Origin of the sequence: Paenibacillus sp. 2TAF8, from assembly GCF_052114825.1 — a bacterium.
GTDB lineage: Bacteria > Bacillota > Bacilli > Paenibacillales > Paenibacillaceae > Paenibacillus.
Window position 1 is genome coordinate 77,510 of record NZ_JBFRFN010000010.1, and the last position, 26,050, is coordinate 103,559.

The window sequence follows — 26,050 nt, forward strand, 5'->3', positions numbered from 1 at the left end:
TAAGAATATGCTATAATTAAGAGTCGTATACCGATGATGAACTCTTCGCTCCATCGATGAGATGAAACGAGGGCTTCGGGAGGTAGGCGATTTCTTTATATCACTTTAAAAGTAAAGGATTTGATGACGTTGTAGCGAGGTTATACGTCGATCATTTAACACATGATGAATTGGAATGACATACTGCGGTCAGGGGATTTCAGAAGAATCCTGTGGTTTGTGGAATTTTGAATTATAGATATGTAAAACAAATAATGCATGTGAAAGCGTTATGGAAGACGACATGTGCATGGACAAAATAAAACGTGAGGTGACTATACATGTTGGATAAATTGCAGGCATTAGCCGATCGTTATGACAAGCTGAGCGAGCTTTTGTGTGACCCGGATGTAGCCAGTGATAACAAAAAGCTGCGTGAATATTCCAAGGAGCAATCCGATCTTCAGCCGACATACGATGCGTACACGGAGTACAAACAAGTGAGTGAGGATCTGGAAGCAGCGAAAGAAATGCAGGGCGAGAAGCTGGATGACGAGATGCGCGAGATGGTCAAAATGGAAATTGATGAACTGTCTACTCGCCAGAAAGAACTGGATGATCTGATCCGTGTACTCATGCTGCCGAAAGATCCGAATGACGACAAAAACGTTATTGTGGAAATTCGCGGCGCGGCTGGTGGAGATGAAGCGGCATTGTTTGCAGCGGATCTTTACCGGATGTATACCCGTTATGCGGATGCTCAGGGCTGGAAAGTCGAGCTGATGGATGTAAACACGAATGACCTCGGTGGGTTCAAAGAGGTTGTGTTCATGATCAATGGACGCGGTGCGTACAGCAAAATGAAATACGAGAGCGGCGCACACCGTGTACAACGTATCCCGACAACGGAATCCGGTGGACGGATTCATACATCGACTTCAACCGTTGCGGTAATGCCGGAAGCGGAAGATTTTGATATCGAAATTCACGATAAAGACATTCGTGTGGATACGTTCTGTTCCAGTGGTGCCGGTGGACAATCGGTTAACACAACGAAATCCGCGGTGCGGGTAACTCACGTACCGACAGGTATCGTAGCGACATGTCAGGATGGGAAATCCCAGAACTCCAACAAAGAAAAAGCGTTGCAAGTTCTGCGTACACGTATTTTTGATATGAAACGTATGGAAGAAGAAGCAAAAATCTCCGTAGAGCGCAAGAGCAAAGTGGGAACGGGTGACCGAAGTGAGCGGATTCGTACGTACAACTTCCCGCAGAGCCGTGTAACGGATCACCGCATCGGTCTGACAATGCACAAGCTGGATCAAATCATGAACGGTGAGATTGAAGATATCTTGTCTGCACTGACGATTGCTCAGCAGACCGAGATGATGGACAGAGGAGAATAATCTGTGACGGGCGGACAGTTTGTAATGACGCCGGAGCAGAGTTGCCGGGAAGCCTTCGTAGAGGCTTCCTCTTTTTTGGAGAAGTGCGGCGTGTACGAGCCGCACAATAATGCACGGCTGCTGCTGGAGCATGTACTGGGCGTCTATGGCGCCAAGTATTACATGATGCAGCCGGAGCCGTTCCCCAGCGGGCTGCGGAGCCGCTGGGAAGACGTCGTCACGCGCAAGGCTGCGGGTGAGCCGGCGCAATACATTATCGGCAGCCAGGAATTCTACGGGCTGCCGTTCGAGGTCACGCCGGCCGTGCTGATCCCGCGGCCGGAGACCGAGCTGCTGGTCGAAGCTGTGCTGCGCGCAGCAGACCGCGTGTTGGCCGGCGACGGCGGTGCGGTGCGCGCCGTCGACATTGGCACGGGCAGCGGCGCCATCGCGGTAACGATGGCTTCGCTTCGCCCGCAGTGGCAGGTGTCCGCCGGGGATCTCTCGGCGGATGCCCTGCACGTGGCCGCGCGCAACGCGGCCGCGAACGGCGTACAGATCGACTTCCGTGAAGGCGATCTGCTTGCTCCGTTCGCCGGGGAGCGGTTGGACATTCTGGTGTCCAACCCGCCCTACATCCCGGCGGGAGATATCGCCGGGTTGCAGCAAGAGGTGCGCGATCATGAGCCGCGCCTCGCACTGGATGGCGGTCCGGACGGGCTTGCCCCGTACCGCATCATGGTGGAGCAGCTGAAGCTGCTGCCTGCTCCGCCGCAGATTGTCGGTTTTGAGCTGGGCATGGGCCAGGCTCAGGACGTGGCAGCATTGCTGGAATCGGCGGGGCATTGGCCGGAGATTATTATCGTTCCTGACCTTGCCGGAATCGAACGGCATGTCATGGGTGTTCGACCTTCGGAACAGGTGACAAAAATGTAAGGCACGTAAGTTTTCTTTTTGCCGTGAAATCCTCTACAATGGGGTATGCCGAAGATTTTCTGAATGCTTGGGGGAACATAATTACATGCTGCACAAATTCAAAAAGATCGACTACTCCATCGTTTTTATTTTGGTAATCCTGATGGTCATTAGTATCATGGCCATTTACAGTACTACGTTTGGTCGTCCAAAGGTTGAGGGATTCTCCAAAAATATGATTGTATTTTATGTTTTGGGTTTTGTTGTTTTTTTCGGAATGTCCATGATCAACTATAAATTTATCGTCAAAAATTATTTATACATCTATGGGCTAGGTCTATTACTGTTAGTGCTGGTTTTATTTATCGGTAATGAGTACTACGGAGCCCAAGGCTGGCTTTCGATCGGCGGGATCAGTCTCCAGCCTTCGGAGTTGTTCAAACTATGTCTTATTGTCATGCTATCGACACTGCTTGCCAGGAAGAAACACAGGCCTTTGTTTTTTGGCCGAGATGTCATTCCAATCAGTTTATGTATTCTGCCACCTTTACTGCTTGTGTTACTGCAAAATGACCTGGGTGCGGTACTCAGCTATATTTTTATCTGGATCGGTTTATTGTGGATCGGTAATATCAAGTTTTCACATGCCTTGATTGGTTTTGTGTTGGCGGTAAGTGCCATCGTCGCTGGCATACAGGCATACATTCATTATCATGATGAAATTACAAGTTTCCTCAAAGATATTAAACGTGCACACTGGGCAGAACGATTTGATCCGTGGCTTGTGCCTGAACTGACATCCAGAGACGTATTGTGGCAGACGTATAATGCCAAACTTGCCATTGGTTCTGGTGGTGTTACGGGTAAAGGTTATATGGAAGGTACTACGATTCAATCCAATCGGGTACCTCTGGCCTATGCGGACTCGGTTTTCGTACAGATTGGTGAAGAGTTTGGCTTTGTTGGTGCATCGGTTCTCCTTTTATTGTATTTCATCCTGATTCATAGGTTAGTATTAATTGCTTTGGAATGTAAGGATCGGGTAGGGGCGTATTTGATTGTAGGTATTGTTGCGATGATTCTGTATCAGGTCTTTGTCAATATAGGACCGTTTATTGGACTCATGCCACTGACCGGTATTACCTTGCCATTCATTAGTTACGGAGGAACATCACTGCTCATTAACATGATCAGTATGGGCATTGCCATGAGCATCAAGGTACACACGGAAGAGAATGAAGATATTCTCGGATCGGCGGAGCAACCGAGCATTACGGAGCTGGTGATGAAGTTGTTCAGACGCAAACCTGCGCAGAAGGAACAACCGGAACAGTGAACATGAACGTTTACATCAAGGTTGAAAGTACGGTTACATTCAAGTTCGCTTTTAAAGAATTATCATAAAAGAAATATTGAAAAGAAGTCAGATCGACCTTGGAATCGTTCTTCCCGGCAGTAGCTTGGGACGGACCTTCAAGGTTTTTTTGTTATTTTACAGGCAATCTCTATACAGGAACATGAATTAATATAATAACCGCTATTAGCTGTAGAAGTTAAAGTAAACCGGATTTCCATTCTCCCACCCAATTAGGTACAATGGTAATATTGATCATTATTGGTAAAGCACGATGTGTGGACTAGGGGGATATTCAAACATCATGTGGAAAATGGTAAAAAAGCTCGATGGCATCATTCTTTTTGTCTTGTTGTTGTTAATGGTTATCAGCATATTTGCCATTTACAGCGGTACACGTTTTGATCCCAAACTGGCGAATCATCATGTGAAAACGATCTATTTCTATATCGTAGGATTTATCGCTGTCATTGGAATTGGTTTGATTAACTACAAGGTGTATGTAAAATACGCGTTTATGGTATATGGTGTAGGCATCGTTTTCCTGATACTGGCTAATGTACTTGGGAGTAAGGTGAATAACGCGAATGGTTGGCTGAAGATCACCGAAACGATTTCATTTCAACCTGCGGAATTGTTCAAAATGATCCTCATTCTGTTTCTCGCTCATCTCATTGTGAAGCGGAAGCGTGGAGAGCTGACGTTCTGGAGAGATGTGGTACCGATTGGGCTCTGGACATTTATTCCGTTTGCGCTCGTAATGGCACAGAATGACCTGGGTAACGCTCTGGGTTATGTGATTATCCTGGTTGCGGTGTTATGGATCGGTAATATCAAGCTGAAACATGCGTTAATCGGGCTCACGATTGTGGCTGCATTCTTTATTGGTTTCATCAAATCGTACACCTTCTATCATGATGAAGTGTTTGCCTTTCTGGAAAAGATCAAACGTGAGCACTGGGCTGAACGGATCGATCCGTGGCTTGTGCCTGAGAAAGCTACAGCCAAAGCGATGTGGCATACGAAAAACGCAGGGCTCGCCATCGGATCAGGCGGGATTACGGGTAAAGGGTTTCTGGAAGGAACCTCTGTTCAAAGCGGACGTGTGCCTTATACGTATTCGGATTCCATCTTTGTGGTGGTGGCAGAGGAATTCGGTTTTGTGGGAGCTTCGCTGCTAATCCTATTGTATTTTATCCTCATCCATCGGATGGTGCTGATTGCGCTGGAGTGCAAAGAACGGGCCGGGCCCATTATCATTGTGGGCATTATCGGGATGTTGCTCTATCAGGTGTTTGAAAATGTAGGAGCATTCCTTGGCCTCATGCCGCTGACGGGCATTACCTTGCCGTTTATCAGTTATGGCGGGACGTCTTTACTGATTAACATGGCCTGTATCGGTCTGGTCATGAGCATTAAGTTGTACGGTGACGAGGACGAAGATGAGCTGTTTCCGGAGGAAGAGTCTCCGTCCTTGATGCAGCGGATTCGGACTCTGATGAAAAAGAAAAAAGAGAACAGTACGATGTAGTAGTGTTTTCCGCTACTTGTATAATGCAGATTAAAGTGCAATCCAAATATAATATGTTTACGAAGAAAGCTTAGTTAACACTAGGCTTCTTTTGTGTGTCCACAGGAGTATAGCTATAAGGGTGTATATGAGATGCGGACAGGCTCCGTTTATATGAAAAATTTTAATAGATTCAAGCATATACTAGGTTTACTTCTATCTCTACCGGGCATACTGATAGACATGAGAGAGTTGCAGCTGGATATCGGAGCCGAGGGGGATAACGGGATGAACAGAAGAATAGTTAAACAAATGGGACTTATCATTATATGTCTTATGATGATTATTATGATGTGGGAAGGTCAGAAAACCGATGCGGCTGTTGCCGCTACAGCGATTCCGGAGCAATCGATCCGTTTGCGGATTCTAGCGAATTCCGATGCGGCTGGAGATCAACTCGTAAAACGTGAGATTCGGGATGCCGTTGTGGCACAGATGGGCGAATGGGTTGGGGCGCTGGAGAATCCGCAAAGTCTGGAGCAGGCTCGCAATGTCATTCGGGAGCATCTGTCCGAGATTGAGAATCGGGTAGGGGAAGAGTTAAATAAACGTGGTCTGACTTATGATTATCAGGTGGAGCTGGGCACGGTTCCTTTTCCAACAAAGCTATATGGCGGTACGGTCTATCCTGCTGGCGAATATGAAGCGGTACGGATTACGCTGGGTGAAGGCAAGGGGCAGAACTGGTGGTGTGTATTGTTCCCGCCGCTCTGTTTCATCGACGCTAGTACAGGGGACGCACTGGCTAAACCAACGACAGTCTCTGCGGCAGCCGGGGATTCGGTTGAGGTAAAAGCCTCTGTGCAGGGAGAGACGCCTGAAGCGAGATTCTTCCTGTGGGATGTAGCTGTTAAATTGTGGGACTGGGTAACAGATTTATTCTCCTAACAACGAATTGGTGACAAGATAGTCGAAGTGTAATATATAATATCAATTGAGGTGTATTATAAATATCGATTATGGGAGGGAAGTTTCGTTGCAGGTGTGCAGGGAGCTTCCTTCTTTACATGAACACGATATTCGGGGGCAGTAGTCTATGGTTGGATCGAACCTGTAGCGTGAGAGATATGGTATACTTATATGTACTGTAATTGAACCTATTTGAAGTTTAGGGATGATGATATAAATGACTAGAGAGCGCGAAAAGTTACAATATACCTCGTTAGAGGACAAGCACCATAATAGGGCGGTAGAGCCAGTCAAGGGTGAACAAAATACAGCCTATTGGGATGTCAAAGCACTGTTGAATGAGCAGGGTGAGGGCGAGACCATAAACGTGCACGTGCAAGAGACTTCCCTGGATTCGCGTGCGAAAAAAGAGAGCGCCGCCCGTGAAGCGGCGCTCGCTGACTTGCAGGCAGCCGCTGCCTGCCTTCGTCAAGGGAAGACGGTTGCCTTCCCGACCGAGACGGTCTACGGCCTCGGCGCAGACGCGCGCAGCACAGAAGCGGTAGAGGCGGTATTTGCCGCCAAAGGGCGGCCTTCCGACAATCCGCTCATTGTGCATATCGCGCACCGTGACCAGCTGCATGAACTGGTCACCGAGGTGAATGCAGCGGCGGAAGCGCTGATGGCGGCCTTCTGGCCGGGCCCGCTGACGCTGGTGCTGCCGGTTAGGCCAGGGGCGGTGTCCCCGCGGGTCACCGCCGGGCTGGATACGGTGGCCGTGCGCATGCCGGACCACCCGGTGGCGCTGCCACTCATCGCGGCGGCGGCATGCCCCGTGGCTGCGCCAAGTGCGAACCGCTCCGGGCGGCCTAGCCCAACTCTCGCCGCACATGTGCGGGAGGATCTGGATGGCCGCATCGGCGGCATTGTGGACGGCGGTCCCACGGGGGTGGGCGTCGAGTCCACGGTGGTGCAGGCCGGTGACGACGGCACCGTCACCATCCTGCGCCCTGGCGGCATCACGGCGGAGCAGCTGTCCGCCGTGGCCGCCCGTGTCGCCACGGACCCGGCGCTTCTCGCCGAAGGGTCCGGTGGCGACAGTGCCAGCCCGGCGCCGCGCTCGCCGGGCATGAAGTACACGCACTACGCACCCGCAGGGGCGCTGTGCGTGGTGGAGGGGCCGCCCGCAGCGGTAGCGGCCTGGACCCGCGCCGCCCTCGCGGAGGCGGCGCAGCGCGGAGAGCGCACCGCGGTGCTGGCGTTCGCCGAGCACGCGGAGCAGTACCGCGCCGATGCCGTGTTCTCGCTGGGGGACGCCAGCGAGTTGCAGGAAGCTGCGCGCAGGCTATACGCCGCGCTGCGCAGCTGCGATGAGCTGGGCGCCACATATATTGTGGCGGAAGCCTGCTCACGCGAAGGGCTGGGAGCAGCCGTCATGAATCGGCTGCTCAAGGCGGCAGGCAACCAACTTATCCAAGTTGATTGAGCCTCTCACCCAAACGCTCCTGGCCACCGGATCAGGAGCCCAATCTTTCGCAAATAGCCATCACGTTTGCAGACAACCGTAACATTTAACGTCTCAAGTAGCGTCTCAAGTTATTATTCTCATAGTAGCAATCGAGCTTAGATTGCTTTTCTCGTCGCAATGCTATATCGATACTTCGTACCTCCAGTTTCCCTGCATCCGTCATGTTTGGGTCCTTGTCCGCATATCGTGTACAAGAACCTTTACGCGACTTGGGGGTATGAGGATGTGGGATGTGTCTGCCCATGTGGGGCAGTTGGTAACCATTCTGATTATGGCGGTTGCGCTTGGACTTGATGCATTCTCGCTGGGCATTGGAATTGGCATGAAGGGCGTACGGCTGCGGGATATATTGAAAATCAGTACTGTCACCGCGCTGTTTCATATTATCATGCCGCTTGCTGGCATGTACATGGGCAAGTATGTCAGCTCCTTGCTGGGCAATATCACAAACTATGCGGCAGGTGGCTTGCTGGTGTTGCTAGGTGCTCACATGATTTTGAACGCGTTCCGCGAAGGGGACACCAAACTGGTGGATCACCGCTCCCTGCTGGGGATTATTTTATTTTCGCTCAGTGTCAGCGTGGATTCATTCTCTGTCGGGGTGTCGCTTGGCATGTTCAGCAGTGATCTTGTCCTGACCATTCTGGCTTTCGGTTTCTGCGGCGGCTTGATGTCGATCATGGGTCTGCTTCTCGGGCGCCGGGTGAGTAAGAACCTAGGGGATTACGGTGAGGCCGTAGGCGGGGCGATCTTGCTTGCCTTTGGACTTTTGTTTATATTTTAAAATAAAACGTGTAAATATCGGATAGGTTTATCACATTTTAATCCAATGGGGAGGCTTAACATAATGAAACATATTTTATTCGTATGTACAGGCAATACGTGCCGCAGCCCCATGGCAGAAGGGCTTTTGCGGAAGCTTGCTTCCGAGCGTGGCATTCAGGTGCATGTTCGTTCTGCGGGTGTGGCGGCAATGTCGGGCATGCCGATCTCTCGCCATGCCGAAGCGGTGTTGAGAGATCATAGCGCAGAGGGACCAGCTCACTCCACACAGCTCAGTGCAGAATTGGTTGAATGGGCGGATCTCGTATTGACGTTGACCCGGAGCCACAAGCAACATGTGATGCAGGTGTTTCCGGATTCCATTCAGAAGACGTACACGCTGAAAGAGTATGTCGAGAACGATGCACAAGTGCTTCAAGACCTGGAGGAATTGGACAGCCTGTTTGCTACACTGGAGATGAAACGCGCCTTGGGACAGGAGATTCTCGCTTCGGAGCGTGAGCGTGCAATCGAGATTCGGCAGCGTATCCCAAGCTTTGATATTTCCGACCCGTTTGGCGGCAGTCGGGACGATTACAATATAGCGGCGGCGGAGATTCGAACCGCAATATCCCGGCTTCTGGATAAGCTTGAATAATTCAGTCAAGCATAGGAAAGATATAGAAATGCAACATCCAGTGTAAATTAACCGTTGATTTTAAAGTTGGGTTGATTTATGATGAAGGGGAAAACAGGGATCCGGTGTAACTGGCGACGAAGTGGACACAACCACAATGGAGCACCGGAACAAACGGCCGGTCGCCTGGGCAAAAGAGCAATTCTGCGATACCCGCAGACTGCTCTTTTTTTCGTCTTTCATCTGATTTTTCGCTATAATAGAACCTGAAATGCCATGCAACGTATGCGCTGAGCACACAATCAAGATCAGGGGCATGATTTTATCGGGAGGCGATAGGATGACTATTGAATTGGATTCGGAACAACCCGGATTGCAGCAACAGACCGCATCAATCCTGCGCGAACTGGCACTAGCCGGAAAGCTTGGCTCCGGTCAAGTTGTGGTTATTGGCACGAGCACGAGTGAGGTCGCAGGCCAGCGTATTGGAACAAATGGTGCAGTGGATGTTGCAGAGCAGTTGCTTGCAGGCATTCGAGAGGTACAGTCGGAGTTTGGCTTCGACGCTGTATTCCAGTGCTGTGAACACCTGAACAGGGCGCTTGTGATGGAACGTGCGTTGCTTGAGCGTCTTGGACTGACAGAGGTTGGCGCTGTACCTGTGCCGAAAGCTGGTGGTTCCATGGCATCGACCGTCTATCGTTCATTATCTGATCCATGTCTGGCTGAACATATTCAGGCTCATGCAGGTCTGGATATCGGAGAAACGATGATTGGCATGCATCTTCGCCATGTAGCGGTTCCTTTTCGGTCATCGCTTCGCTATATTGGTGAGGCCCGTGTTACAGCGGCACTTACACGTCCAAAGCTGATTGGCGGCGAACGTGCAGTTTATCGAATGGAAGAAGAGCCCGATTCAACCTTTTGTGACTAACGTATAAAGCAAAATGATGTTTACACGAAAACGGAGAGTGCAACACCAATCTGGAGAAGCAGAGCGTTCACGTTTATCACCGAATTTCCCCCTTTATCAAAGGGGTTCAAAGAAATTTGGGGATAACAGTGATCGTAAGATGGTGATGCAATCGAAGTCAGGAGTGTAACCTGAAGGCTCGCTTTATAACTTCATTATAATTTAGGAGGAATTTAATCATGGAACAATTGCGTAAAAATGACCCTGCAGTACTGGAAGCGATGAATCTTGAACTGAAACGTCAACAGAACAACATCGAGCTGATCGCATCCGAGAACATCGTAAGCGAAGCGGTAATTGAAGCAATGGGATCTGTTCTGACGAACAAGTATGCTGAAGGATATCCAGGCAAACGTTACTATGGCGGTTGTGAGCATGTGGATATCGTTGAAGATATCGCGCGTGATCGTGCCAAAGAATTGTTTGGCGCAGAGCATGCCAACGTGCAGCCGCACTCCGGTGCACAAGCGAACATGGCTGTATATCTGGCAGCGTTGAAGCCTGGCGATACGGTACTGGGTATGAACCTGGCACACGGCGGTCACTTGACGCATGGTAGCCCGGTTAATGCTTCTGGTTTGCTGTACAACTTCGTTGCATACGGCGTACAAGAAGATACATTCCTCATTGATTATGATGAAGTTCGCAAAGCAGCATTCAAACACCGCCCTCGTCTGATCGTAGCAGGCGCAAGTGCATACCCGCGTACGATTGATTTTGAAAAGTTGGCTTCTATCGCTAATGATGTTGGCGCGCTGTTCATGGTCGATATGGCACATATCGCAGGACTTGTTGCTGCCGGGTTGCATCCTAACCCAGTGCCACATGCGCACTTTGTTACCACAACGACACATAAAACATTGCGCGGGCCACGTGGCGGTATGATTCTATGCCGTAAGTCTTGGGCAGCTGCCATTGATAAAGCGGTATTCCCTGGTTCCCAAGGCGGACCTTTGATGCACGTTATCGCTTCAAAAGCTGTAGCATTTGGTGAAGCTTTGCAGCCTTCGTTCAAAACGTACGCTCAGAACGTGGTAAAAAACGCACAAGTGCTGGCTGAAACATTGATCGCTGAAGGATTGAACATCGTATCCGGCGGTACAGACAACCACTTGATGCTGATTGACACACGCAGCGTAAACATCACGGGTAAGGAAGCAGAGCATGTGCTTGATTCCATCGGCATTACCGTGAACAAAAACGCGATTCCATTCGATCCAACAAGTCCGTTCATCACAAGTGGTATCCGTATCGGTACACCTGCGGCGACTTCCCGCGGTATGGATGAAAAAGCAATGGTAGCCATCGGTAAGATCATTGCCAAAACGCTTAAAAATCCAAAAGATACAGCAACACTTGATCAGGCGCGTGCAGAAGTAACTGCCTTGACGGACCAATACCCACTCTACACCGATCTTAAATACTAGTACCGTCTCTTCTACTGCTAAAAAACATTGCTCGTGCTGTTTGTATTTGAGATGTTCATAATGTGAACACGCAGACGGAGCAAACCGAAAGGATCTGAAGAAGCGAAGCGCTCGCCTTTATCACCGGAATTCCACCATTTAATTAGTGGATCAGAGAATTCTGGGGATAACAGTGATCGGAAGATCATTCGGTTTGTGGAGCATCTTTAGTGTTCACATGTATTTTGAGCATTCAAGTGACACAACAGCACGAGCAAACAGGACCGGATGAATCATTTTCCGGTCCTGTTTTTGTAGGATTCGCTTTTCTGTAATGATTAGGTGCCCTTTGATGGTGTAATTCAGTGTGGGTGATGATATAATATACAGGATTTATCGAGCCTGTGAATGATGGCTAGGTATATTTGGAAATGCTTAACTCATGAAGAACTTACCGGAGGGACAATTTAATGGGAAAATTAGTAATATGTGATCACCCCCTGATTCAACACAAACTGACGTTTATACGCGACATGCGTACGAATACGAAAGATTTTCGTGAATTGGTTGATGAAGTAGCCACGTTGATGGCTTACGAGATTACAAGAGACGTTGAGCTGGAATCGATCGACGTACAGACACCTGTAGCAGCGACACAAGGTAAGGTCATCTCTGGACGTATGCTTGGACTGGTGCCGATTCTGCGTGCAGGACTGGGCATGCTGGACGGCGTGGTGAAGTTGCTGCCAGCGGCAAAAGTAGGACATGTTGGATTGTTCCGTGATCCGGAAACATTGCAACCGGTAGAATACTATACCAAGCTGCCTACAGATGTAACGGAACGCCAACTTATTGTAATTGACCCGATGCTTGCAACAGGCGGCTCAGCAATTGCAGCGATTGACGTGCTCAAAAAGCGTGGCTGCACTCAGATCAAGATGATGAACCTCGTTGCAGCGCCAGAGGGCGTAAAAGCAGTACAGGATGCACACCCGGATGTGGATATCTATGTGGCTGCACTGGATGACCGTCTGGATGATCACGGATATATCGTGCCAGGACTTGGCGATGCAGGAGACCGTTTGTACGGAACGAAATAAGCATATTTTCATGCGTATTAGAAAAGGAGCTTTGCTCGAATGTCCAAAAAAATTAAAGTGATGACAATCTTCGGAGTGCGTCCGGAAGCCATCAAGATGGCTCCGCTTATTCTGGAATTGCAAAAACATCCCGAGTCCATTGAGTCGATTGTTTGCGTAACTGCGCAGCATCGCCAAATGCTGGATCAAGTTCTTGAAGTTTTCGACATTCATCCCGATTATGATCTGGATGTCATGAAGGATCGTCAAACGTTGAACGAGATCACGATTCGTGTTCTTGGCGGTCTGGAGCCAGTTTTGCGTGAAGCGAAGCCGGATATTGTACTGGTTCACGGAGATACCTTGACTACATTTGTAGCCAGCTATGCAGCGTTCCTGCAACAGATTCAGGTTGGGCATGTGGAAGCAGGTCTGCGGACGTGGAACAAGCTATCTCCGTACCCGGAAGAGATGAACCGCCAATTGACGGGTGTACTGGCTGATTTGCATTTTGCACCTACTGACTGGTCTTCTTCCAATCTTGCAAAAGAAAATAAACCGGAGTCTAGTACCTATGTCACAGGCAACACGGTAACCGATGTGTTTCAATATACAGTACGGGAGGATTACAAGCACCCGGTACTAGATTGGGCACAAGGCAAACGCCTGGTGCTGATGACTGCTCATCGCCGTGAATCTCAAGGCGAGCCTCACCGCAACATTTTCCAGGCCGTCAAACGGATTGCAGACGAATTCGAAGATATTGCCATCGTGTACCCGGTGCACCCTAGTCCTGCTGTGAAGGAGCCGGCTCACGCGATTTTGGGGAATCATCCCCGTATTCAGTTAATTGATCCGCTAGACGTAGTGGATTTGCATAACTTTTACCCGCACACTCACTTGATCCTAACCGATTCAGGCGGTTTGCAGGAAGAAGCGCCTTCGTTTGGTGTGCCTGTTCTTGTATTGCGCGATACAACAGAGCGCCCGGAAGGCATTGAAGCTGGCACGCTGGAATTGGTAGGCACGGAAGAGGAACGTGTATATGAACGGACCAAAGCAGTGCTTTCGGATGAAGCACTGTATGCAAGCATGAGCCAAGCTGCTAATCCATACGGTGATGGACATGCGTCGGAAAGAATTGTCAATGCGATTTTGCACCATTTTGGCGTGAAAAGTGAGCGTCCGGAATCATTTCACAGAAAGTTCAAAAAATAATTCACATTTTTTGACGGTTTTACTGAGGGGATAGCATACAGTTAAACTGTACGGTTTTCGCGGGTTTATGGGCTTTAGAGGTTCATAAGCCTGTCGTTTCCCCCTTTAAAACGCTAAAATCAATCAATTGACAAAGGCTCTCATCATTCAGTAAAATTAACTGGGATTGCAAGGGTGGCGTGGAAAATGGCCGATTCGAACAAACCAAATTCATCCCGTAACCATGACGATAATGTATGGAAAGCGATGGGGCTCGTGACAGCTTTTGGGATCGAGATTGCCATTCTCGCTGTTGCCGGATATTACGCTGGCTCCTGGTTGGACAAGACCATTGGAGGCAACGGAATATGGATCGCCGTAAGCGTTCTCTTTTTTCTTGCGGCAGGTGGGGTAAGCATTTACTTTATCGCGAAAAAAATCATGGGGGAAAGTGATGAGTGAACTAACCAGATACCGCAGATCAATGACTGTTTTCGTCATGTATGTACTTATGATTTGTTTTCTCGCAGCGGCTTTTATGCCACGAGTGGAGACAATTGCTTTGGGACTAGCTCTGGGTACAGGAATTAGCTGGATTAATGCATTTTACCTGGGCTACAAAGTAAGAAAAATGTCTGATGAAGCGGCAGAAGGTAACTTGAAGCGTGTGAACCTGGGATTTTTGACAAGAGCAGCACTGGCTGTGCTCGGTGTATTTATATCGATGCGCTTTCCGCAGCATTTCAATACATATGCGGTCGCAGGTGGTCTGGTTATTGCGCAATTTTCCTTACTGATTATAGGGATTATCTATTCCCGCAGAGCAGAATGAAATTAGGTGCTGCAGCTTTCAAGTCGAGAAAGGGGTGAGAAAAATATGCATGAAGCTCCAATTATTATGCTTGGCGGATTTCGACTGGATTTATCAGTTGTGTTGATGCTGGTCGTTACAGGTGCCCTTGTTTTTATTTTCGCTGTACTAGCGACACGAAGATTATCCGTTGAAAACCCCGGCAAGCTGCAAAATTTTATGGAGTGGGCAGTAGAATTCGTCCGCAATCTGATCTCTAGCACAATGGATATGAAGAAAGGTAAACATTTTATCTCTCTCGCTCTTTCCATGATTATGTTCATCTTCGTAGGGAACATGCTCGGACTTCCGTTCCAGGCAGTAACCGGGATGGATAAAGTAGAACAAGCGCAAGTATTCGGTCAACCGATTGTTACGGCCGTGGAAGCCTTTGAGAAGGCCCATGCCAAGGATCCGAATGCACATCCACACGTTGAACTGGCTTGGTGGAAATCACCGACAGCCGACTTGTCTGTAACGATGGGACTCGCTCTGGTTGCTTTCCTTGTATCTCATGGACTTGGATTATTCCGCAACACCAGAGGATACCTGAAGCATTACCTTCAGCCATTTGCCCTGTTCTTACCGATCAACTTGATCGAGACGGCATCGAAGCTGTTAACACACGGTATGCGTCTGTTTGCGAATATCTTCGCGGGTGAGGTACTGATTACAACGATCCTGAAGCTGACCACATTCAAAGTGTTTGGTGCCATTGCGGCTATTCCACTATTGATGGTTTGGCAAGGCTTTAGTATCTTTATCGGTGCGATCCAGGCATTTGTGTTTGTTATTTTGATGATGGTGTACATTTCACAGAGCATCGAAACGCACGAAGAACATTAAGTTTCAAGCCCTAAGAAGATATCTTCATCAGGCTGAACAATAAAAAATACGATTTATTATTTTAAGGAGGATATACAAATGGGAGCAATGGCATTAATCGCAGCAGCAATTGTTGCAGGACTTGGCGCGTTTGGCGCAGGTATTGGTAACGGTATGGTAATCAGCAAAACGGTGGAAGGTATCGCTCGTCAACCGGAAGCTAAATCCACTCTTCAAACAACAATGTTTATCGGTGTAGGTTTGATTGAGGTATTGCCGATTATCGGTGTGGTACTCGCGTTCATGTTCTACGGTATGGCTTAATTTAAATGGATAAAGGTTTGGCGGGGAAGGCCACAGCCCTCCGCGCCTTCTTTTTAGGGTGATGTCCGTCCTAACAGGCGAACGTTTTAAGGATACCTCCAGGAAGGAGTGAACAGATTGAATTTCATTTGGGAAAATACAATTCTTGCGATGGTTGCATTTGCAATTCTATATTGGCTGCTTAGCCGCTACGCTTTCGGCCCTTTGTTCTCCATCATGGAAAAGCGTCGTGAACTCGTGATGACGCAGATGAACGAGGCTGCACAGACTCGTGAACAGGCTATTGCCTATGTGGAGGAGCAAAAACAAGCTCTTGAACATGCGCGCAAAGAAGCTCACGACATCATCGAGCAGTCCAAACAAACGGGCGGCAAGCAAGCGGAGTCGATTTTGGCTGATGCCAAGGCAGAAGCGAATCGTCTCAAAGACGATGCGGTACGTGAGATCGAAAGCGAGAAGAACAAGGCAGTTGCAGCACTTCGCAGCGAACTGGGTTCAGCTTCCGTTCAAATTGCATCCAGATTGATTAAAAAAGAAGTTGAGAACGGTCCTGCACAAGAGGAGCTTGTGAACCAATACCTCAATGAGGTAGGAGGCCGACAATGAGCCGCGATACGATTGTTGCCAAGCGTTATGCGAAAGCATTGTTTGAAGTTGCACTTCAGCAGCAGCAGGTGCTAGAGGTTGAACAGGAACTGCGCGCCGTAGTTAGTGCGTTAACTGGAGATGCCGAGATTATCAAATTTATTGTTTCTCCGAACATCTCTGATGAAGCCAAACAAAATGTGCTTCGTGCAAGCCTTGATGGCAAAGTGTCCGAACCTGTCCTTCGTACGGTTCTGCTCCTGATTGAGCGTGGACGCGTTGAACTGTTGGACGAGTTGTTGAGTGACTACGTGAAGATCGAAGGGGATTCTCTTGGAATCGCTGACGCTCGGGTATACTCAACATATGCTTTGAACGATGAGGAAAAAGAAGCGGTAGCCCGTGAATTCGGTGGCCGTGTGAATAAAAAGATTCGTATCGAGAATTTTGTTGATCCGACTCTGCTGGGCGGATTGAAAGTCGCCATTGGCGATACGATCTATGACGGCAGCTTGGCTGGCAAGCTCGAACGTCTTGAGCAGTCTTTTAACAGACGAGTACAGTAGATTGGGGTGAGGACACTTGAGTATCAAACCAGAAGAAATCAGTACATTAATTAAGAGCCAAATCGAACAATACAAGACCGATATCGATGTAGTCGAAGTCGGAACGGTTATCGAGGTTGGTGATGGTATCGCTCGTGTTTATGGACTTGAGAACGTCATGTCCAACGAGTTGGTTGAATTCCCAAGCGGTGTTATGGGACTCGCCATGAACGTGGAAGAAAGCAATGTCGGTGTCGTTATCCTGGGACCTTACTATGATATTCGTGAAGGCGACCAAGTGAAACGTACTGGTCAAATCATGCAAGTGCCTGTAGGCGAAGCATTGATTGGACGTGTTGTGAACCCGCTCGGTATTCCAGTGGATGGCAAAGGGCCAATCGCTACAACGGAATTCCGTCCGGTTGAAGGTAAAGCACCAGGCGTAATGGATCGTAAATCCGTTCATGAGCCGATGCAAACAGGAATCAAAGCCATCGATGCAATGGTACCAATCGGTCGCGGACAACGTGAGTTGATCATCGGTGACCGTCAAACAGGTAAAACATCGATTGCCATTGATGCAATTCTGAACCAAAAAGGTAGCGGCATGAAGTGTATCTATGTGGCTATTGGTCAGAAGCAGTCTACCGTTGCACAAGTTGTGGAAACTCTTCGTCGTAAAGGCGCAATGGAGTACACAATCGTTGTAACAGCAGCAGCTTCCGATCCATCACCACTCTTGTACATCGCACCGTACTCCGGTTGTTCGATGGGTGAGTATTTCATGTACAAAGGCGAGCACGTTCTGGTCATCTATGATGACTTGACTAAACAAGCTTCTGCTTATCGTGAGCTGTCCTTGTTGCTCCGCCGTCCACCGGGCCGTGAGGCTTATCCGGGTGACGTCTTCTACCTGCACTCCCGTTTGCTGGAGCGTGCTGCGAAGCTGAACGATGAACTGGGTGGAGGTTCTTTAACCGCACTGCCGTTCATTGAAACACAAGCTTCCGATGTATCTGCTTATATTCCAACGAACGTAATCTCCATCACGGATGGACAGATCTTCTTGGAAGCTGACTTGTTCAATGCTGGACAACGTCCGGCGATCAACGTTGGTATCTCTGTATCCCGTGTCGGTGGTTCTGCTCAGATCAAAGCGATGAAAAAGGTTGCAGGTTCCCTGCGTCTTGACCTCGCTCAATATCGTGAGCTTCAAGCGTTCTCCCAGTTCGGTTCCGATCTGGATAAAGCGACTCAGGCTCGTCTGAATCGTGGTGCGCGTATGATGGAAATTCTGAAACAAGGTGTTAACCAGCCGTTGCCTGTAGAACAACAGGTTGTCAGCTTGTATACTGCAGTTAAAGGATTCCTTGATGAGATTCCAACAGGTGATGTTACTCGTTTTGAGCATGAGTTCCTTGCGTTCATGGAGAGCAACCACCCGGAAATCCTGGGATCGATTCGTGAAACGAAAGAATTGACAGCAGACAATGAAAATGCACTTAAAGGTGCAATCGAGAAGTTCAGAAAGAGCTTCGCAGTCTCTGTCTAAATAGATCATTGTAGCTGCGGAGTTGGCTAACCGATTCCGCATGTCTGCATGCAAAACTTTGACTCCGTCAAAGCAGGAATATGCTTACGAAGTAGTTTTGACTTTGTCAAAACTTTAAGGTGGTGAAATCATGGCAAAAGGCATGCGCGAAATTAAGCGGCAAATTAAAAGCGTACAAAGCACAAAGCAAATCACCAAAGCAATGGAGATGGTTGCGGCTGCAAAACTGCGTAAAGCGCAGGAAAAAGCAGAGGCAGCACGTCCTTATTCAGAGAAGTTGAAAGAAGTTGTGGCCAGCATTGCCTCTAGTACCCAAGGTATCCAGCACCCGATGCTGGAAAGCCGTCCGGTGAAAAAGACAGCATATCTGATCATCACGTCAGATCGGGGTCTTGCAGGTGGATACAATGCGAACGTTCTGCGTCAGGTGAGTCAGACTCTGAAAGAGCGTCACAACTCCCAGGACGATTACGAATTATTCGTTATTGGTCGTAAAGGGCGTGACTATTTCAGAAGACGTGAAATAGCTATGGCTTCCACAACTACGGATCTGTCGGACTCACCTTCATTCGCAGATATCAAATCCATCGCTCATGAGGCAGTTCATGGATTTGAACTGGCTGAATTTGATGAATTGTACATTTGTTATAACCGCTTTGTAAATGCGTTGACCCAGATTCCGACAATGGAGAAACTTCTCCCTATGGAAACACCTGAGTTAACTCCTGCGGATGGACCGACTGCGAGCTACGAGTATGAACCGTCAGCTGAGGCTGTGCTGGAAGTTTTGCTTCCGCGTTATGCGGAAACATTGATCTACGGTGCACTGTTGAATGGTAAAGCGAGTGAACTGGGTGCGAAGATGACAGCAATGGGTAATGCAACCAAAAATGCATCGAAACTCATTAATGATCTGTCATTGACTTATAACCGTGCCCGTCAAGCAGCGATTACGCAGGAGATTACGGAAATTGTGGCAGGTGCCAACGCAGCACAAGGCTAACCGTTTTTTATTTAATGAAGGCTTGCACTGCAAAAATGAACGAACGGAATTTTATTTTTGCCAAAGTAGCAGGCTTGTAGGAGGGGAACGTTAAGATGAACAAAGGACGCGTTGTGAGCATCATGGGTCCGGTTGTTGACGTCGAGTTTGATCGCGGCGGTCTGCCGGAAATCCTCAATGCCATTACGATCACTACAGTAAACGAGAGCGGTGTTAGTGTAAATCTTACACTCGAAGCTTCGAAACATCTGGGTGACAACCGTGTACGTTGTATCGCGATGTCCTCCACGGACGGTCTCGTACGTGGCATGGAAGCCGTAGATACTGGAGCTCCAATCTCGGTACCTGTCGGTGAAGCGACACTGGGCCGTGTATTTAACGTACTCGGCGAAGCGATTGATACTGGCGGTACAGTTGCAGCTGAACACAAAAACCCGATTCACCGCTCTGCTCCTGCATTCGATGAACTGACTACCCAAGCGGAAATGCTTGAAACAGGTATCAAAGTTATCGATTTGCTGGCTCCATACGCAAAAGGTGGTAAAATTGGTCTGTTTGGTGGTGCCGGTGTAGGTAAAACGGTAACCATTCAGGAATTGATCAACAACATTGCGCAAGAGCACGGCGGTATCTCTGTATTTGCCGGTGTTGGTGAGCGTACCCGTGAAGGTAATGACTTGTATCACGAGATGAGTGATTCCGGCGTTATCAACAAAACAGCAATGGTCTTCGGACAAATGAACGAGCCACCAGGCGCACGTCTTCGTGTAGCCCTCACAGGTTTGACCATGGCGGAATATTTCCGTGATGAAGAAGGCCGTGACGTGTTGCTCTTTATCGATAATATCTTCCGTTTCACCCAAGCGGGTTCAGAAGTATCTGCCTTGCTTGGACGTATGCCATCTGCGGTAGGTTACCAGCCTACGCTGGCAACAGAAATGGGTCAATTGCAAGAGCGTATCACTTCAACGAAAAAAGGATCGGTTACATCCATCCAGGCGATCTACGTACCTGCGGATGACTATACTGACCCGGCTCCTGCAACAACGTTTGCTCACTTGGATGCAACAACAAACCTGGAGCGTAAAATCTCCGAGATGGGTATCTACCCAGCCGTAGATCCACTCGCATCCAGCTCCCGGATCTTGTCTCCTGAAGTTGTTGGAGAAGAGCACTATAGTGTCGCACAAGGCGTTAAACGTATCTTGGCACGTTATAACGAACTTCAAGATATCATCGCAATCCTGGGTATGGATGAGCTCAGCGAAGAAGACAGAGCGCTCGTTTATCGTGCGCGTAAAATTCAACGTTTCTTGTCCCAGCCTTTCCACGTTGCTGAAGCATTTAACGGTATTCCGGGTAAATACGTTCCGGTTAAAGAAACAGTGCGCAGCTTTAAAGAGATTCTCGAAGGCAAGCATGACGATCTGCCGGAAGCAGCATTCCTCTTCGTGGGTACGATTGAAGAGGCAGTGGAGAAAGCCAAAACACTGGTATAATCTGAGTCCAGGATTGTCCTTATGAAGCGAGCTATCCTTCGGATAGTTTCAGGAGGGATGGAATTGAGCACCTTTTTGTTGGAGATCGTAACGCCTGAGCGTCTCGTCTATTCACAGCAAGTGGATAGCGTCATCGCTCGTGGTATTGAAGGGGAACTGGGGATTCTCCCTGGTCATATCCCGATGGTTACACCTTTACAGATTGCACCGATCACGATCAAAAACGGAAAAGAGAATAAGCAAGTCGCCATCGGCGGCGGCTTTATCGAAGTCCGCAAAGATAAGGTTGTTGTACTCGCAGAGAGTGCCGAATTCCCGGAAAGCATTGATGTGGATCGTGCGCGTGCGGCCAAAGAGCGGGCAGAACGCCGGCTTGCCAGCCAAAGCAACCAGGATCACTTTGATCACCGTCGTGCAGAGATTGCTTTGCAAAAAGCGGTTAACCGGATCAACGTATTCGGCAAATAAAGTAACTTTTGGAGCCCGGCGGCATTGTCTGCCGGGTTCTTTTAATCTTTTATAAAGAAATACAGATAGAAATAAAAATAGTGGAATACGATGATAATGTGCCACTACGCTATTTGGATTTGAACGTTAGAGAGTGTTCTCTTTATATAGTATGAATAGCTTTAAATGATAAGATTCACCTTTTAATCATGAGGTGAATAACATATAGGACTTAAGTATTATGGGCATATCCCCCTGATAGAACTAATTTTACGAGATTAAGATCAATTATTTCCGAGGAAATGACAGAATCGATATCGATGCAACGCTCTTTTATGTCGTTTTAGTCACAAAATCTTAGCGAATAAAAATTAAAATGTTTTTGGGAGTAGAAAACAAGTAATTGACAAGCGATAGCGAAACAGCCTATATTCCTTAGAGTCGGCGTGTGCAAGAAAGTTGGATGCTAGATTTCCATCATCATGCATAGCTGAATGGTTGCTGCTAGGTCATATGGGCATCCGATGATCTTGTAGATCAGGGAGAATACCTGACAGCTTGAACAGACATGTATTCTGCTTCGGACATTCCAGTACACTAACAAGTTATGGGTGCAAGGCATATGATATGCTGATCGCTGCAACAATCAAGGTGGAGGTAAAAAGATATGGGTAATGATCTGGCGAATCAGGTGAACCAGACATTGAGCACGAACAGCCTGATCTCAATTGTCGTTTCTCTTATATGTATAGCGATCACATGGTGGTCATTGCAAAATCTGAAACTGGATTTAGTGATCAGACAGCCGAAAGGTCCTCAGGGGAGATTGTTACATTTGCTGCTTGCCATCATTTTAGGGCATGCCGTTGCTGGCTTTGTTATTGATTATTTGTCCTGGACTCAAATGTTAAGAAATTTGTTTTAATGTTGAGATGGTTGGTTAATCATCTGTTAGGTTCTTCAAGCGGCTCATTGTCGAATAACATCGATTAATTGTGTTAACAATTAGAGTATAAGCTGTCGGCCAAAATGTAAGAGGGTAAATGTGAACGTTTAACTGACCAAATTTAAAATGTTTATGTAAAAAATGCTTGTATCGTACAATTCAACAATGTTATGATGGAAGTTAGGGAATTCACAATTTTTCACTAATTATGTAGGTTATAAAGGGGATATCCGGTAGATACCGGCTAAAAACCATCCCAATGGGTCTGTTATGTTGCCAAGATGGCCTGTTTAATGGATTTTTACGAGCCATGAAGCAAGATGTACAGTACACATGGTATCATCGATATGAATTATACAAACCAATTCTTTTCTGATCAGACATCTGTGCATCCATGCCAGAATTTGTCGAAATTCCACACACAGCAACAGTCCTTCTACCACAGTGGGGCTTACGTATTCCGGAATGAGGAAAAGGGAATAAAAGCGCGGAGGGAACCATGATGAGCAAATTTATCGTCCGCGGTGGCAAAAGGTTGACCGGAAGTGTCAAAGTTAGCGGCGCTAAAAATTCTGTTCTTCCGATCATCGCTGCCTCTCTCTTAGGGGAAGAAGGACAAAGCGTTATTATTGACGCACCTCCTCTAGACGATGTGATGACGATTAACAAAGTATTGGAATCGCTAGGAGCGGGAGTTACATACCGGGACGAAGTGATTACCGTAAATGCGGAGAACCTTACTTCCTGTGAAGCCCCGTATGAATGGGTAAGTAAAATGCGGGCGTCTTTTCTGGTCATGGGGCCTTTGTTGACGCGTTTGGGTCAAACAAGAATCTCATTACCTGGAGGATGTGCCATCGGTACACGACCGATTGATCAGCACCTCAAAGGTTTTGAAGCCATGGGAGCCGAGATCAGCTTGGGCCAAGGTTACATTGAGGCACGCAGCCAAGGGCGTTTGCGCGGTGCAAAAATTTATCTGGATGTGGCTTCTGTTGGTGCCACTCAAAATATTATGATGGCTGCAACTTTGGCCGAAGGTGTAACGGTTCTGGAGAATGCGGCGAAAGAACCTGAGATTGTAGATCTGGCTAACTTCTTGAACGGGATGGGAGCGAAAGTGCGTGGAGCCGGTACAGGCGTCATTCGTATTGAAGGCGTCGAAAAGTTGTCCGGTGTTAGACATACTGTTATTCCGGACCGTATCGAAGCCGGTACGTACATGGCTGCTGCGGCGATCTCTGGTGGTGATGTATATGTCGAAGGGGCCATCTCCGATCACTTGGGTTCCGTTATTGCCAAGCTGGAAGAAATGGGCGTGACTGTACAACCTGATGAGAATGGTGTTCGTGTCATTGCAGACCGTCCACTCAAAGCAGTGGATGTCAAAACTTTACCATACCCAGGATTCCCTACAGATATGCAATCCCAGATGATGGCTTTGCTGCTGGCATCCGAAGGAACTAGCGTTGTGACGGAAACGGTGTTTGAGAACCGTTTCATGCACGTAGACGAGTTCCAATTGATGAACGCAGAGATCAAAGTTGAGGGACGCTCTTCTATCATTACGGGTAATGCCAAGCTGAAGGGTGCGAAAGTCACAGCAACAGACTTGCGCGCTGGGGCTGCTTTGATCATTGCTGGCTTGGTCGCTGAAGGTACAACTGAGGTGGGTGGTGTGCATCACATCGACCGTGGTTATGTACATTTGGCAGAAAAGCTGAATGGCCTTGGTGCGGATATCTATCGGATTTCCGTGGAAGAGCCTAAGCTGGATGCAGTTAAAGCACCTACCGAAAAGGTCGAGGAAGAAGTTCCGATGTTCAAAGTACAACCAACTTGGGCGTAAAATATATTTATTTCACGGATCATTCTCGCATGCAAATCCACAGTAAAATGTGGATTTGCATGCGAGAGGAACCGCGACGTATGTGTTTGAATAAGCTAAGCCTTCGGGCTTGGCTTTTTTTGTGTCCTTTTTTATGTTTTCCAAACGTGGTGTGCGGTAGGGAGCGTAAGTACCTGATTCTATTAATAGGTGATCTTAACTTGTTCAATTCAAGATCTGATTTTTTACCTGTTCTGAACCAAATGAAAGAGATTTGTTATGAACCCCTGTTGATCGAACAGGATAGTCTAACCCGCATAGCAACAATGTTTTCGGGAGTTTACTGAAACGGAAGACAAGGGGATTAGCAGATTTAAATGCCTCTCATTTCTCTTAAACCGGGTTCTATCAGATCCAGTGAACTCATATCTTAAACTATGGATTAGAGAAAAGAACCAGCTAAGATCTGGTTAACAACAACGGAGGGTATCTCGGATGAAAGAAGCTCGTGTGCAGGTGAAAATACCTCTTGTCCCCCGAACCGGGATGCAGGGATCAGAAGAGAGTCCAACCCAGGATGCAGAGAAAGAAAAGCCTGCTGCTGTAAAGAAGAGAAGTAAGCCAATACAGATGACGAAGGTACAGAGGGTAGCGGGAGCTGAACTTGAGACGGTATATACAAGGCCTGAGCAACATTTTACAGAGGAACTGAAGCCGGAAGCTACAGAACATACAAATATCCCGCTCATTGAGTTGGATACGTTTCGTAAGGTGAAACGTCGCCGTATGCGTGCTTTTGGCCGCCATCACCGCTGGGGGCGTATTCCGGGGAGGTGGCAGCCCGCAGCAGCAGTTACAGCACTGCTCGTTCTGGCGATAAGCATTCCGGTCATTCTGGTGTGGCCGCGCGCAGGCGAACAGGTGACATCAACGCCATCTCCTGCAGACGTAAGCACGAGCACGAGGTCACAGAGTCCGAGCCCTGTTCCAGCAGTACCTGTAACCTATCCTGAGCCCCATGTGCGTGTTTACTTGTCAGCCACCGGAACAACGCTAGAATTGCCGCTGGAGACATATGTAATGGGGGTTGTTGCTGCCGAGATGCCAGCGGAGTTCAAGTTAGAAGCATTAAAGGCTCAAACGATAGCCGCTCGTACCTTTATCGTAAGAAGACTTGCTGCAAAAGATACAAGTGGTGTGCCTTCAGGCGAAGCCGACGTGACCGATACAATTAGTCATCAGGTCTTCATTCCGCCTGAACAGGTGAAGGCAGATTGGACAAGGCTTGGCAAAGCTAAGGAGTTGGAGAAGCTCGAGCAAGCCGTCCGCGAAAGCCGTGATGCAGTAATGACGTATCAAGGTCAAGCGATCACAGCCTCTTTTTTCTCCACTAGTAATGGATATACGGAAAATGCAGAGGATGTATGGGGCAATGTGGTCCCCTATCTAAAAAGTGTAGATAGCCCATGGGATAAACAGCTGGCACCGGGTTTTAAAGAAACGATCACGATGAAGCGTAGTGAAATTTTGCAAAAGATGAACCTGGATGCGGTTCCGGTAACTACTGAGAACGGTGGCTCATGGATAAAAGTGTTATCTACGACGAAGGGGCATCGTATTAAGGAAATACAGATTGCAGGTGAAACCTTCAGCGGCCCGGAAGTCCGCAAACGCCTCGGGCTCAGATCCAGCCAGTTCAGCTGGAGAACGGAAGGTGATGAAGTGCAGATTACAACATATGGATATGGTCATGGGGTAGGTATGAGTCAATGGGGAGCTAATGGCATGGCACAGGAGGGGCACACGGCTACCGAGATTCTGAAGCATTATTACACGGGAATCTCTTTTGGACAGGCATCCGAGATGCTAGCCTCAAAGCAGGGGAAGTAATCACTTATGGTTTTCATTTCTCTACTAACCACCCATTTCGGAGCTTTTAAGGTTTGGCTAGATATGCGGAGTTCTGGCGG

The 26,050-nt window shown here is 48.1% G+C and carries 25 protein-coding genes and 1 riboswitch; all 25 genes read left to right on the forward strand.

Going from position 1 to position 26,050, the window contains the following annotated elements:
• Positions 1 to 320 precede the first annotated feature (320 nt).
• The 25 genes from prfA (at position 321) to spoIID (ending at position 25,970) form a co-directional block, all read left to right on the forward strand.
• Positions 321 to 1,388: a peptide chain release factor 1 gene (gene prfA, locus AB4Z30_RS16545; protein WP_441928277.1), complete on the forward strand. Its 1,068-nt coding sequence runs from the start codon at positions 321 to 323 to the stop codon at positions 1,386 to 1,388.
• A 24-nt stretch (positions 1,389 to 1,412) separates the two neighbouring features.
• Positions 1,413 to 2,303: a peptide chain release factor N(5)-glutamine methyltransferase gene (gene prmC, locus AB4Z30_RS16550; protein ID WP_441928489.1), complete on the forward strand. Its 891-nt coding sequence runs from the start codon at positions 1,413 to 1,415 to the stop codon at positions 2,301 to 2,303.
• A gap of 85 nt (positions 2,304 to 2,388) precedes the next feature.
• A complete protein-coding gene (locus AB4Z30_RS16555; protein WP_441928279.1) occupies positions 2,389 to 3,618 on the forward strand; it encodes an FtsW/RodA/SpoVE family cell cycle protein in 1,230 nt (409 codons plus the stop codon).
• A 322-nt stretch (positions 3,619 to 3,940) separates the two neighbouring features.
• Positions 3,941 to 5,167 carry an FtsW/RodA/SpoVE family cell cycle protein gene (locus tag AB4Z30_RS16560; RefSeq protein ID WP_441928281.1) on the forward strand — a complete coding sequence of 409 codons (1,227 nt, stop codon included), beginning with the start codon at positions 3,941 to 3,943 and terminating at the stop codon, positions 5,165 to 5,167.
• Between the two features lie 267 nt (positions 5,168 to 5,434).
• Positions 5,435 to 6,094, forward strand: a complete 660-nt coding sequence (spoIIR, locus tag AB4Z30_RS16565) for a stage II sporulation protein R (protein ID WP_441928283.1) — start codon at positions 5,435 to 5,437, stop codon at positions 6,092 to 6,094.
• A gap of 238 nt (positions 6,095 to 6,332) precedes the next feature.
• Positions 6,333 to 7,580 (forward strand): L-threonylcarbamoyladenylate synthase, encoded by a 1,248-nt coding sequence (locus AB4Z30_RS16570; protein WP_441928285.1) that lies wholly within the window; start codon positions 6,333 to 6,335, stop codon positions 7,578 to 7,580.
• A gap of 265 nt (positions 7,581 to 7,845) precedes the next feature.
• On the forward strand, positions 7,846 to 8,406 hold the full coding sequence (locus AB4Z30_RS16575; protein ID WP_441928287.1) for a manganese efflux pump MntP: 561 nt from the start codon (positions 7,846 to 7,848) through the stop codon (positions 8,404 to 8,406).
• A gap of 63 nt (positions 8,407 to 8,469) precedes the next feature.
• The gene (locus AB4Z30_RS16580) at positions 8,470 to 9,042 is read left to right on the forward strand and encodes a low molecular weight protein arginine phosphatase (protein ID WP_441928289.1); all 573 of its coding nucleotides are present in this window, start codon (positions 8,470 to 8,472) and stop codon (positions 9,040 to 9,042) included.
• 96 nt (positions 9,043 to 9,138) lie between these two features.
• Positions 9,139 to 9,220, forward strand: a riboswitch (ZMP/ZTP riboswitch).
• 141 nt (positions 9,221 to 9,361) lie between these two features.
• Positions 9,362 to 9,955, forward strand: coding sequence for a TIGR01440 family protein (locus AB4Z30_RS16585; RefSeq protein ID WP_441928291.1), 594 nt, complete (start codon positions 9,362 to 9,364; stop codon positions 9,953 to 9,955).
• A gap of 218 nt (positions 9,956 to 10,173) precedes the next feature.
• On the forward strand, positions 10,174 to 11,421 hold the full coding sequence (gene glyA / locus AB4Z30_RS16590) for a serine hydroxymethyltransferase (RefSeq protein WP_441928293.1): 1,248 nt from the start codon (positions 10,174 to 10,176) through the stop codon (positions 11,419 to 11,421).
• 449 nt (positions 11,422 to 11,870) lie between these two features.
• The gene (gene upp / locus AB4Z30_RS16595) at positions 11,871 to 12,500 is read left to right on the forward strand and encodes a uracil phosphoribosyltransferase (RefSeq protein WP_090922856.1); all 630 of its coding nucleotides are present in this window, start codon (positions 11,871 to 11,873) and stop codon (positions 12,498 to 12,500) included.
• 39 nt (positions 12,501 to 12,539) lie between these two features.
• Entirely contained in the window at positions 12,540 to 13,697 is a 1,158-nt protein-coding gene (wecB, locus tag AB4Z30_RS16600; RefSeq protein WP_441928296.1) for a non-hydrolyzing UDP-N-acetylglucosamine 2-epimerase, read from the forward strand.
• A gap of 186 nt (positions 13,698 to 13,883) precedes the next feature.
• On the forward strand, positions 13,884 to 14,138 hold the full coding sequence (locus tag AB4Z30_RS16605; RefSeq protein WP_017691931.1) for an AtpZ/AtpI family protein: 255 nt from the start codon (positions 13,884 to 13,886) through the stop codon (positions 14,136 to 14,138).
• Positions 14,131 to 14,508: an ATP synthase subunit I gene (locus AB4Z30_RS16610; RefSeq protein ID WP_441928298.1), complete on the forward strand. Its 378-nt coding sequence runs from the start codon at positions 14,131 to 14,133 to the stop codon at positions 14,506 to 14,508. Before AB4Z30_RS16605 ends, AB4Z30_RS16610 begins: the two co-directional genes overlap by 8 nt.
• A gap of 45 nt (positions 14,509 to 14,553) precedes the next feature.
• Complete coding sequence (gene atpB / locus AB4Z30_RS16615) at positions 14,554 to 15,372, forward strand: F0F1 ATP synthase subunit A (protein WP_434749154.1); 819 nt, start codon at positions 14,554 to 14,556, stop codon at positions 15,370 to 15,372.
• A 78-nt stretch (positions 15,373 to 15,450) separates the two neighbouring features.
• On the forward strand, positions 15,451 to 15,675 hold the full coding sequence (gene atpE, locus AB4Z30_RS16620) for a F0F1 ATP synthase subunit C (protein ID WP_017691934.1): 225 nt from the start codon (positions 15,451 to 15,453) through the stop codon (positions 15,673 to 15,675).
• Between the two features lie 117 nt (positions 15,676 to 15,792).
• Positions 15,793 to 16,281 carry a F0F1 ATP synthase subunit B gene (gene atpF / locus AB4Z30_RS16625; RefSeq protein ID WP_441928301.1) on the forward strand — a complete coding sequence of 163 codons (489 nt, stop codon included), beginning with the start codon at positions 15,793 to 15,795 and terminating at the stop codon, positions 16,279 to 16,281.
• Positions 16,278 to 16,826, forward strand: coding sequence for a F0F1 ATP synthase subunit delta (locus AB4Z30_RS16630; RefSeq protein ID WP_434749156.1), 549 nt, complete (start codon positions 16,278 to 16,280; stop codon positions 16,824 to 16,826). The genes atpF and AB4Z30_RS16630 overlap by 4 nt, the downstream gene beginning before the upstream one ends.
• A gap of 16 nt (positions 16,827 to 16,842) precedes the next feature.
• Complete coding sequence (gene atpA / locus AB4Z30_RS16635) at positions 16,843 to 18,357, forward strand: F0F1 ATP synthase subunit alpha (RefSeq protein ID WP_090922872.1); 1,515 nt, start codon at positions 16,843 to 16,845, stop codon at positions 18,355 to 18,357.
• Positions 18,358 to 18,487: 130 nt separating this feature from the next.
• Positions 18,488 to 19,360 (forward strand): ATP synthase F1 subunit gamma, encoded by an 873-nt coding sequence (atpG, locus tag AB4Z30_RS16640; RefSeq protein WP_441928304.1) that lies wholly within the window; start codon positions 18,488 to 18,490, stop codon positions 19,358 to 19,360.
• A 95-nt stretch (positions 19,361 to 19,455) separates the two neighbouring features.
• Positions 19,456 to 20,859 (forward strand): F0F1 ATP synthase subunit beta, encoded by a 1,404-nt coding sequence (gene atpD / locus AB4Z30_RS16645; protein WP_441928306.1) that lies wholly within the window; start codon positions 19,456 to 19,458, stop codon positions 20,857 to 20,859.
• A 63-nt stretch (positions 20,860 to 20,922) separates the two neighbouring features.
• Positions 20,923 to 21,327, forward strand: coding sequence for a F0F1 ATP synthase subunit epsilon (locus AB4Z30_RS16650; RefSeq protein ID WP_090922878.1), 405 nt, complete (start codon positions 20,923 to 20,925; stop codon positions 21,325 to 21,327).
• Between the two features lie 646 nt (positions 21,328 to 21,973).
• On the forward strand, positions 21,974 to 22,231 hold the full coding sequence (locus AB4Z30_RS16655) for a DUF1146 family protein (RefSeq protein ID WP_090922880.1): 258 nt from the start codon (positions 21,974 to 21,976) through the stop codon (positions 22,229 to 22,231).
• A gap of 523 nt (positions 22,232 to 22,754) precedes the next feature.
• Positions 22,755 to 24,101 (forward strand): UDP-N-acetylglucosamine 1-carboxyvinyltransferase, encoded by a 1,347-nt coding sequence (gene murA / locus AB4Z30_RS16660; RefSeq protein ID WP_441928491.1) that lies wholly within the window; start codon positions 22,755 to 22,757, stop codon positions 24,099 to 24,101.
• A 474-nt stretch (positions 24,102 to 24,575) separates the two neighbouring features.
• Entirely contained in the window at positions 24,576 to 25,970 is a 1,395-nt protein-coding gene (spoIID, locus tag AB4Z30_RS16665) for a stage II sporulation protein D (protein ID WP_441928309.1), read from the forward strand.
• Positions 25,971 to 26,050 lie beyond the last annotated feature (80 nt).

Excerpts from the sequence above, each read along its gene's own strand:
- AB4Z30_RS16555 (WP_441928279.1), top strand. The coding sequence starts at position 2,389 with ATGCTGCACAAATTCAAAAAGATCGACTACTCCATCGTTTTTATTTTG.
- AB4Z30_RS16585 (WP_441928291.1), top strand. The coding sequence starts at position 9,362 with ATGACTATTGAATTGGATTCGGAACAACCCGGATTGCAGCAACAGACC.
- atpB (WP_434749154.1), top strand. The coding sequence starts at position 14,554 with ATGCATGAAGCTCCAATTATTATGCTTGGCGGATTTCGACTGGATTTA.
- atpE (WP_017691934.1), top strand. The coding sequence starts at position 15,451 with ATGGGAGCAATGGCATTAATCGCAGCAGCAATTGTTGCAGGACTTGGC.
- AB4Z30_RS16560 (WP_441928281.1), top strand. The coding sequence starts at position 3,941 with ATGTGGAAAATGGTAAAAAAGCTCGATGGCATCATTCTTTTTGTCTTG.
- AB4Z30_RS16630 (WP_434749156.1), top strand. The coding sequence starts at position 16,278 with ATGAGCCGCGATACGATTGTTGCCAAGCGTTATGCGAAAGCATTGTTT.
- spoIID (WP_441928309.1), top strand. The coding sequence starts at position 24,576 with ATGAAAGAAGCTCGTGTGCAGGTGAAAATACCTCTTGTCCCCCGAACC.
- murA (WP_441928491.1), top strand. The coding sequence starts at position 22,755 with ATGAGCAAATTTATCGTCCGCGGTGGCAAAAGGTTGACCGGAAGTGTC.
- glyA (WP_441928293.1), top strand. The coding sequence starts at position 10,174 with ATGGAACAATTGCGTAAAAATGACCCTGCAGTACTGGAAGCGATGAAT.
- atpG (WP_441928304.1), top strand. The coding sequence starts at position 18,488 with ATGGCAAAAGGCATGCGCGAAATTAAGCGGCAAATTAAAAGCGTACAA.
- upp (WP_090922856.1), top strand. The coding sequence starts at position 11,871 with ATGGGAAAATTAGTAATATGTGATCACCCCCTGATTCAACACAAACTG.
- AB4Z30_RS16575 (WP_441928287.1), top strand. The coding sequence starts at position 7,846 with ATGTGGGATGTGTCTGCCCATGTGGGGCAGTTGGTAACCATTCTGATT.
- AB4Z30_RS16570 (WP_441928285.1), top strand. The coding sequence starts at position 6,333 with ATGACTAGAGAGCGCGAAAAGTTACAATATACCTCGTTAGAGGACAAG.
- spoIIR (WP_441928283.1), top strand. The coding sequence starts at position 5,435 with ATGAACAGAAGAATAGTTAAACAAATGGGACTTATCATTATATGTCTT.
- AB4Z30_RS16610 (WP_441928298.1), top strand. The coding sequence starts at position 14,131 with ATGAGTGAACTAACCAGATACCGCAGATCAATGACTGTTTTCGTCATG.
- wecB (WP_441928296.1), top strand. The coding sequence starts at position 12,540 with ATGTCCAAAAAAATTAAAGTGATGACAATCTTCGGAGTGCGTCCGGAA.
- AB4Z30_RS16580 (WP_441928289.1), top strand. The coding sequence starts at position 8,470 with ATGAAACATATTTTATTCGTATGTACAGGCAATACGTGCCGCAGCCCC.
- AB4Z30_RS16655 (WP_090922880.1), top strand. The coding sequence starts at position 21,974 with ATGGGTAATGATCTGGCGAATCAGGTGAACCAGACATTGAGCACGAAC.
- atpD (WP_441928306.1), top strand. The coding sequence starts at position 19,456 with ATGAACAAAGGACGCGTTGTGAGCATCATGGGTCCGGTTGTTGACGTC.
- AB4Z30_RS16605 (WP_017691931.1), top strand. The coding sequence starts at position 13,884 with ATGGCCGATTCGAACAAACCAAATTCATCCCGTAACCATGACGATAAT.
- prfA (WP_441928277.1), top strand. The coding sequence starts at position 321 with ATGTTGGATAAATTGCAGGCATTAGCCGATCGTTATGACAAGCTGAGC.
- prmC (WP_441928489.1), top strand. The coding sequence starts at position 1,413 with ATGACGCCGGAGCAGAGTTGCCGGGAAGCCTTCGTAGAGGCTTCCTCT.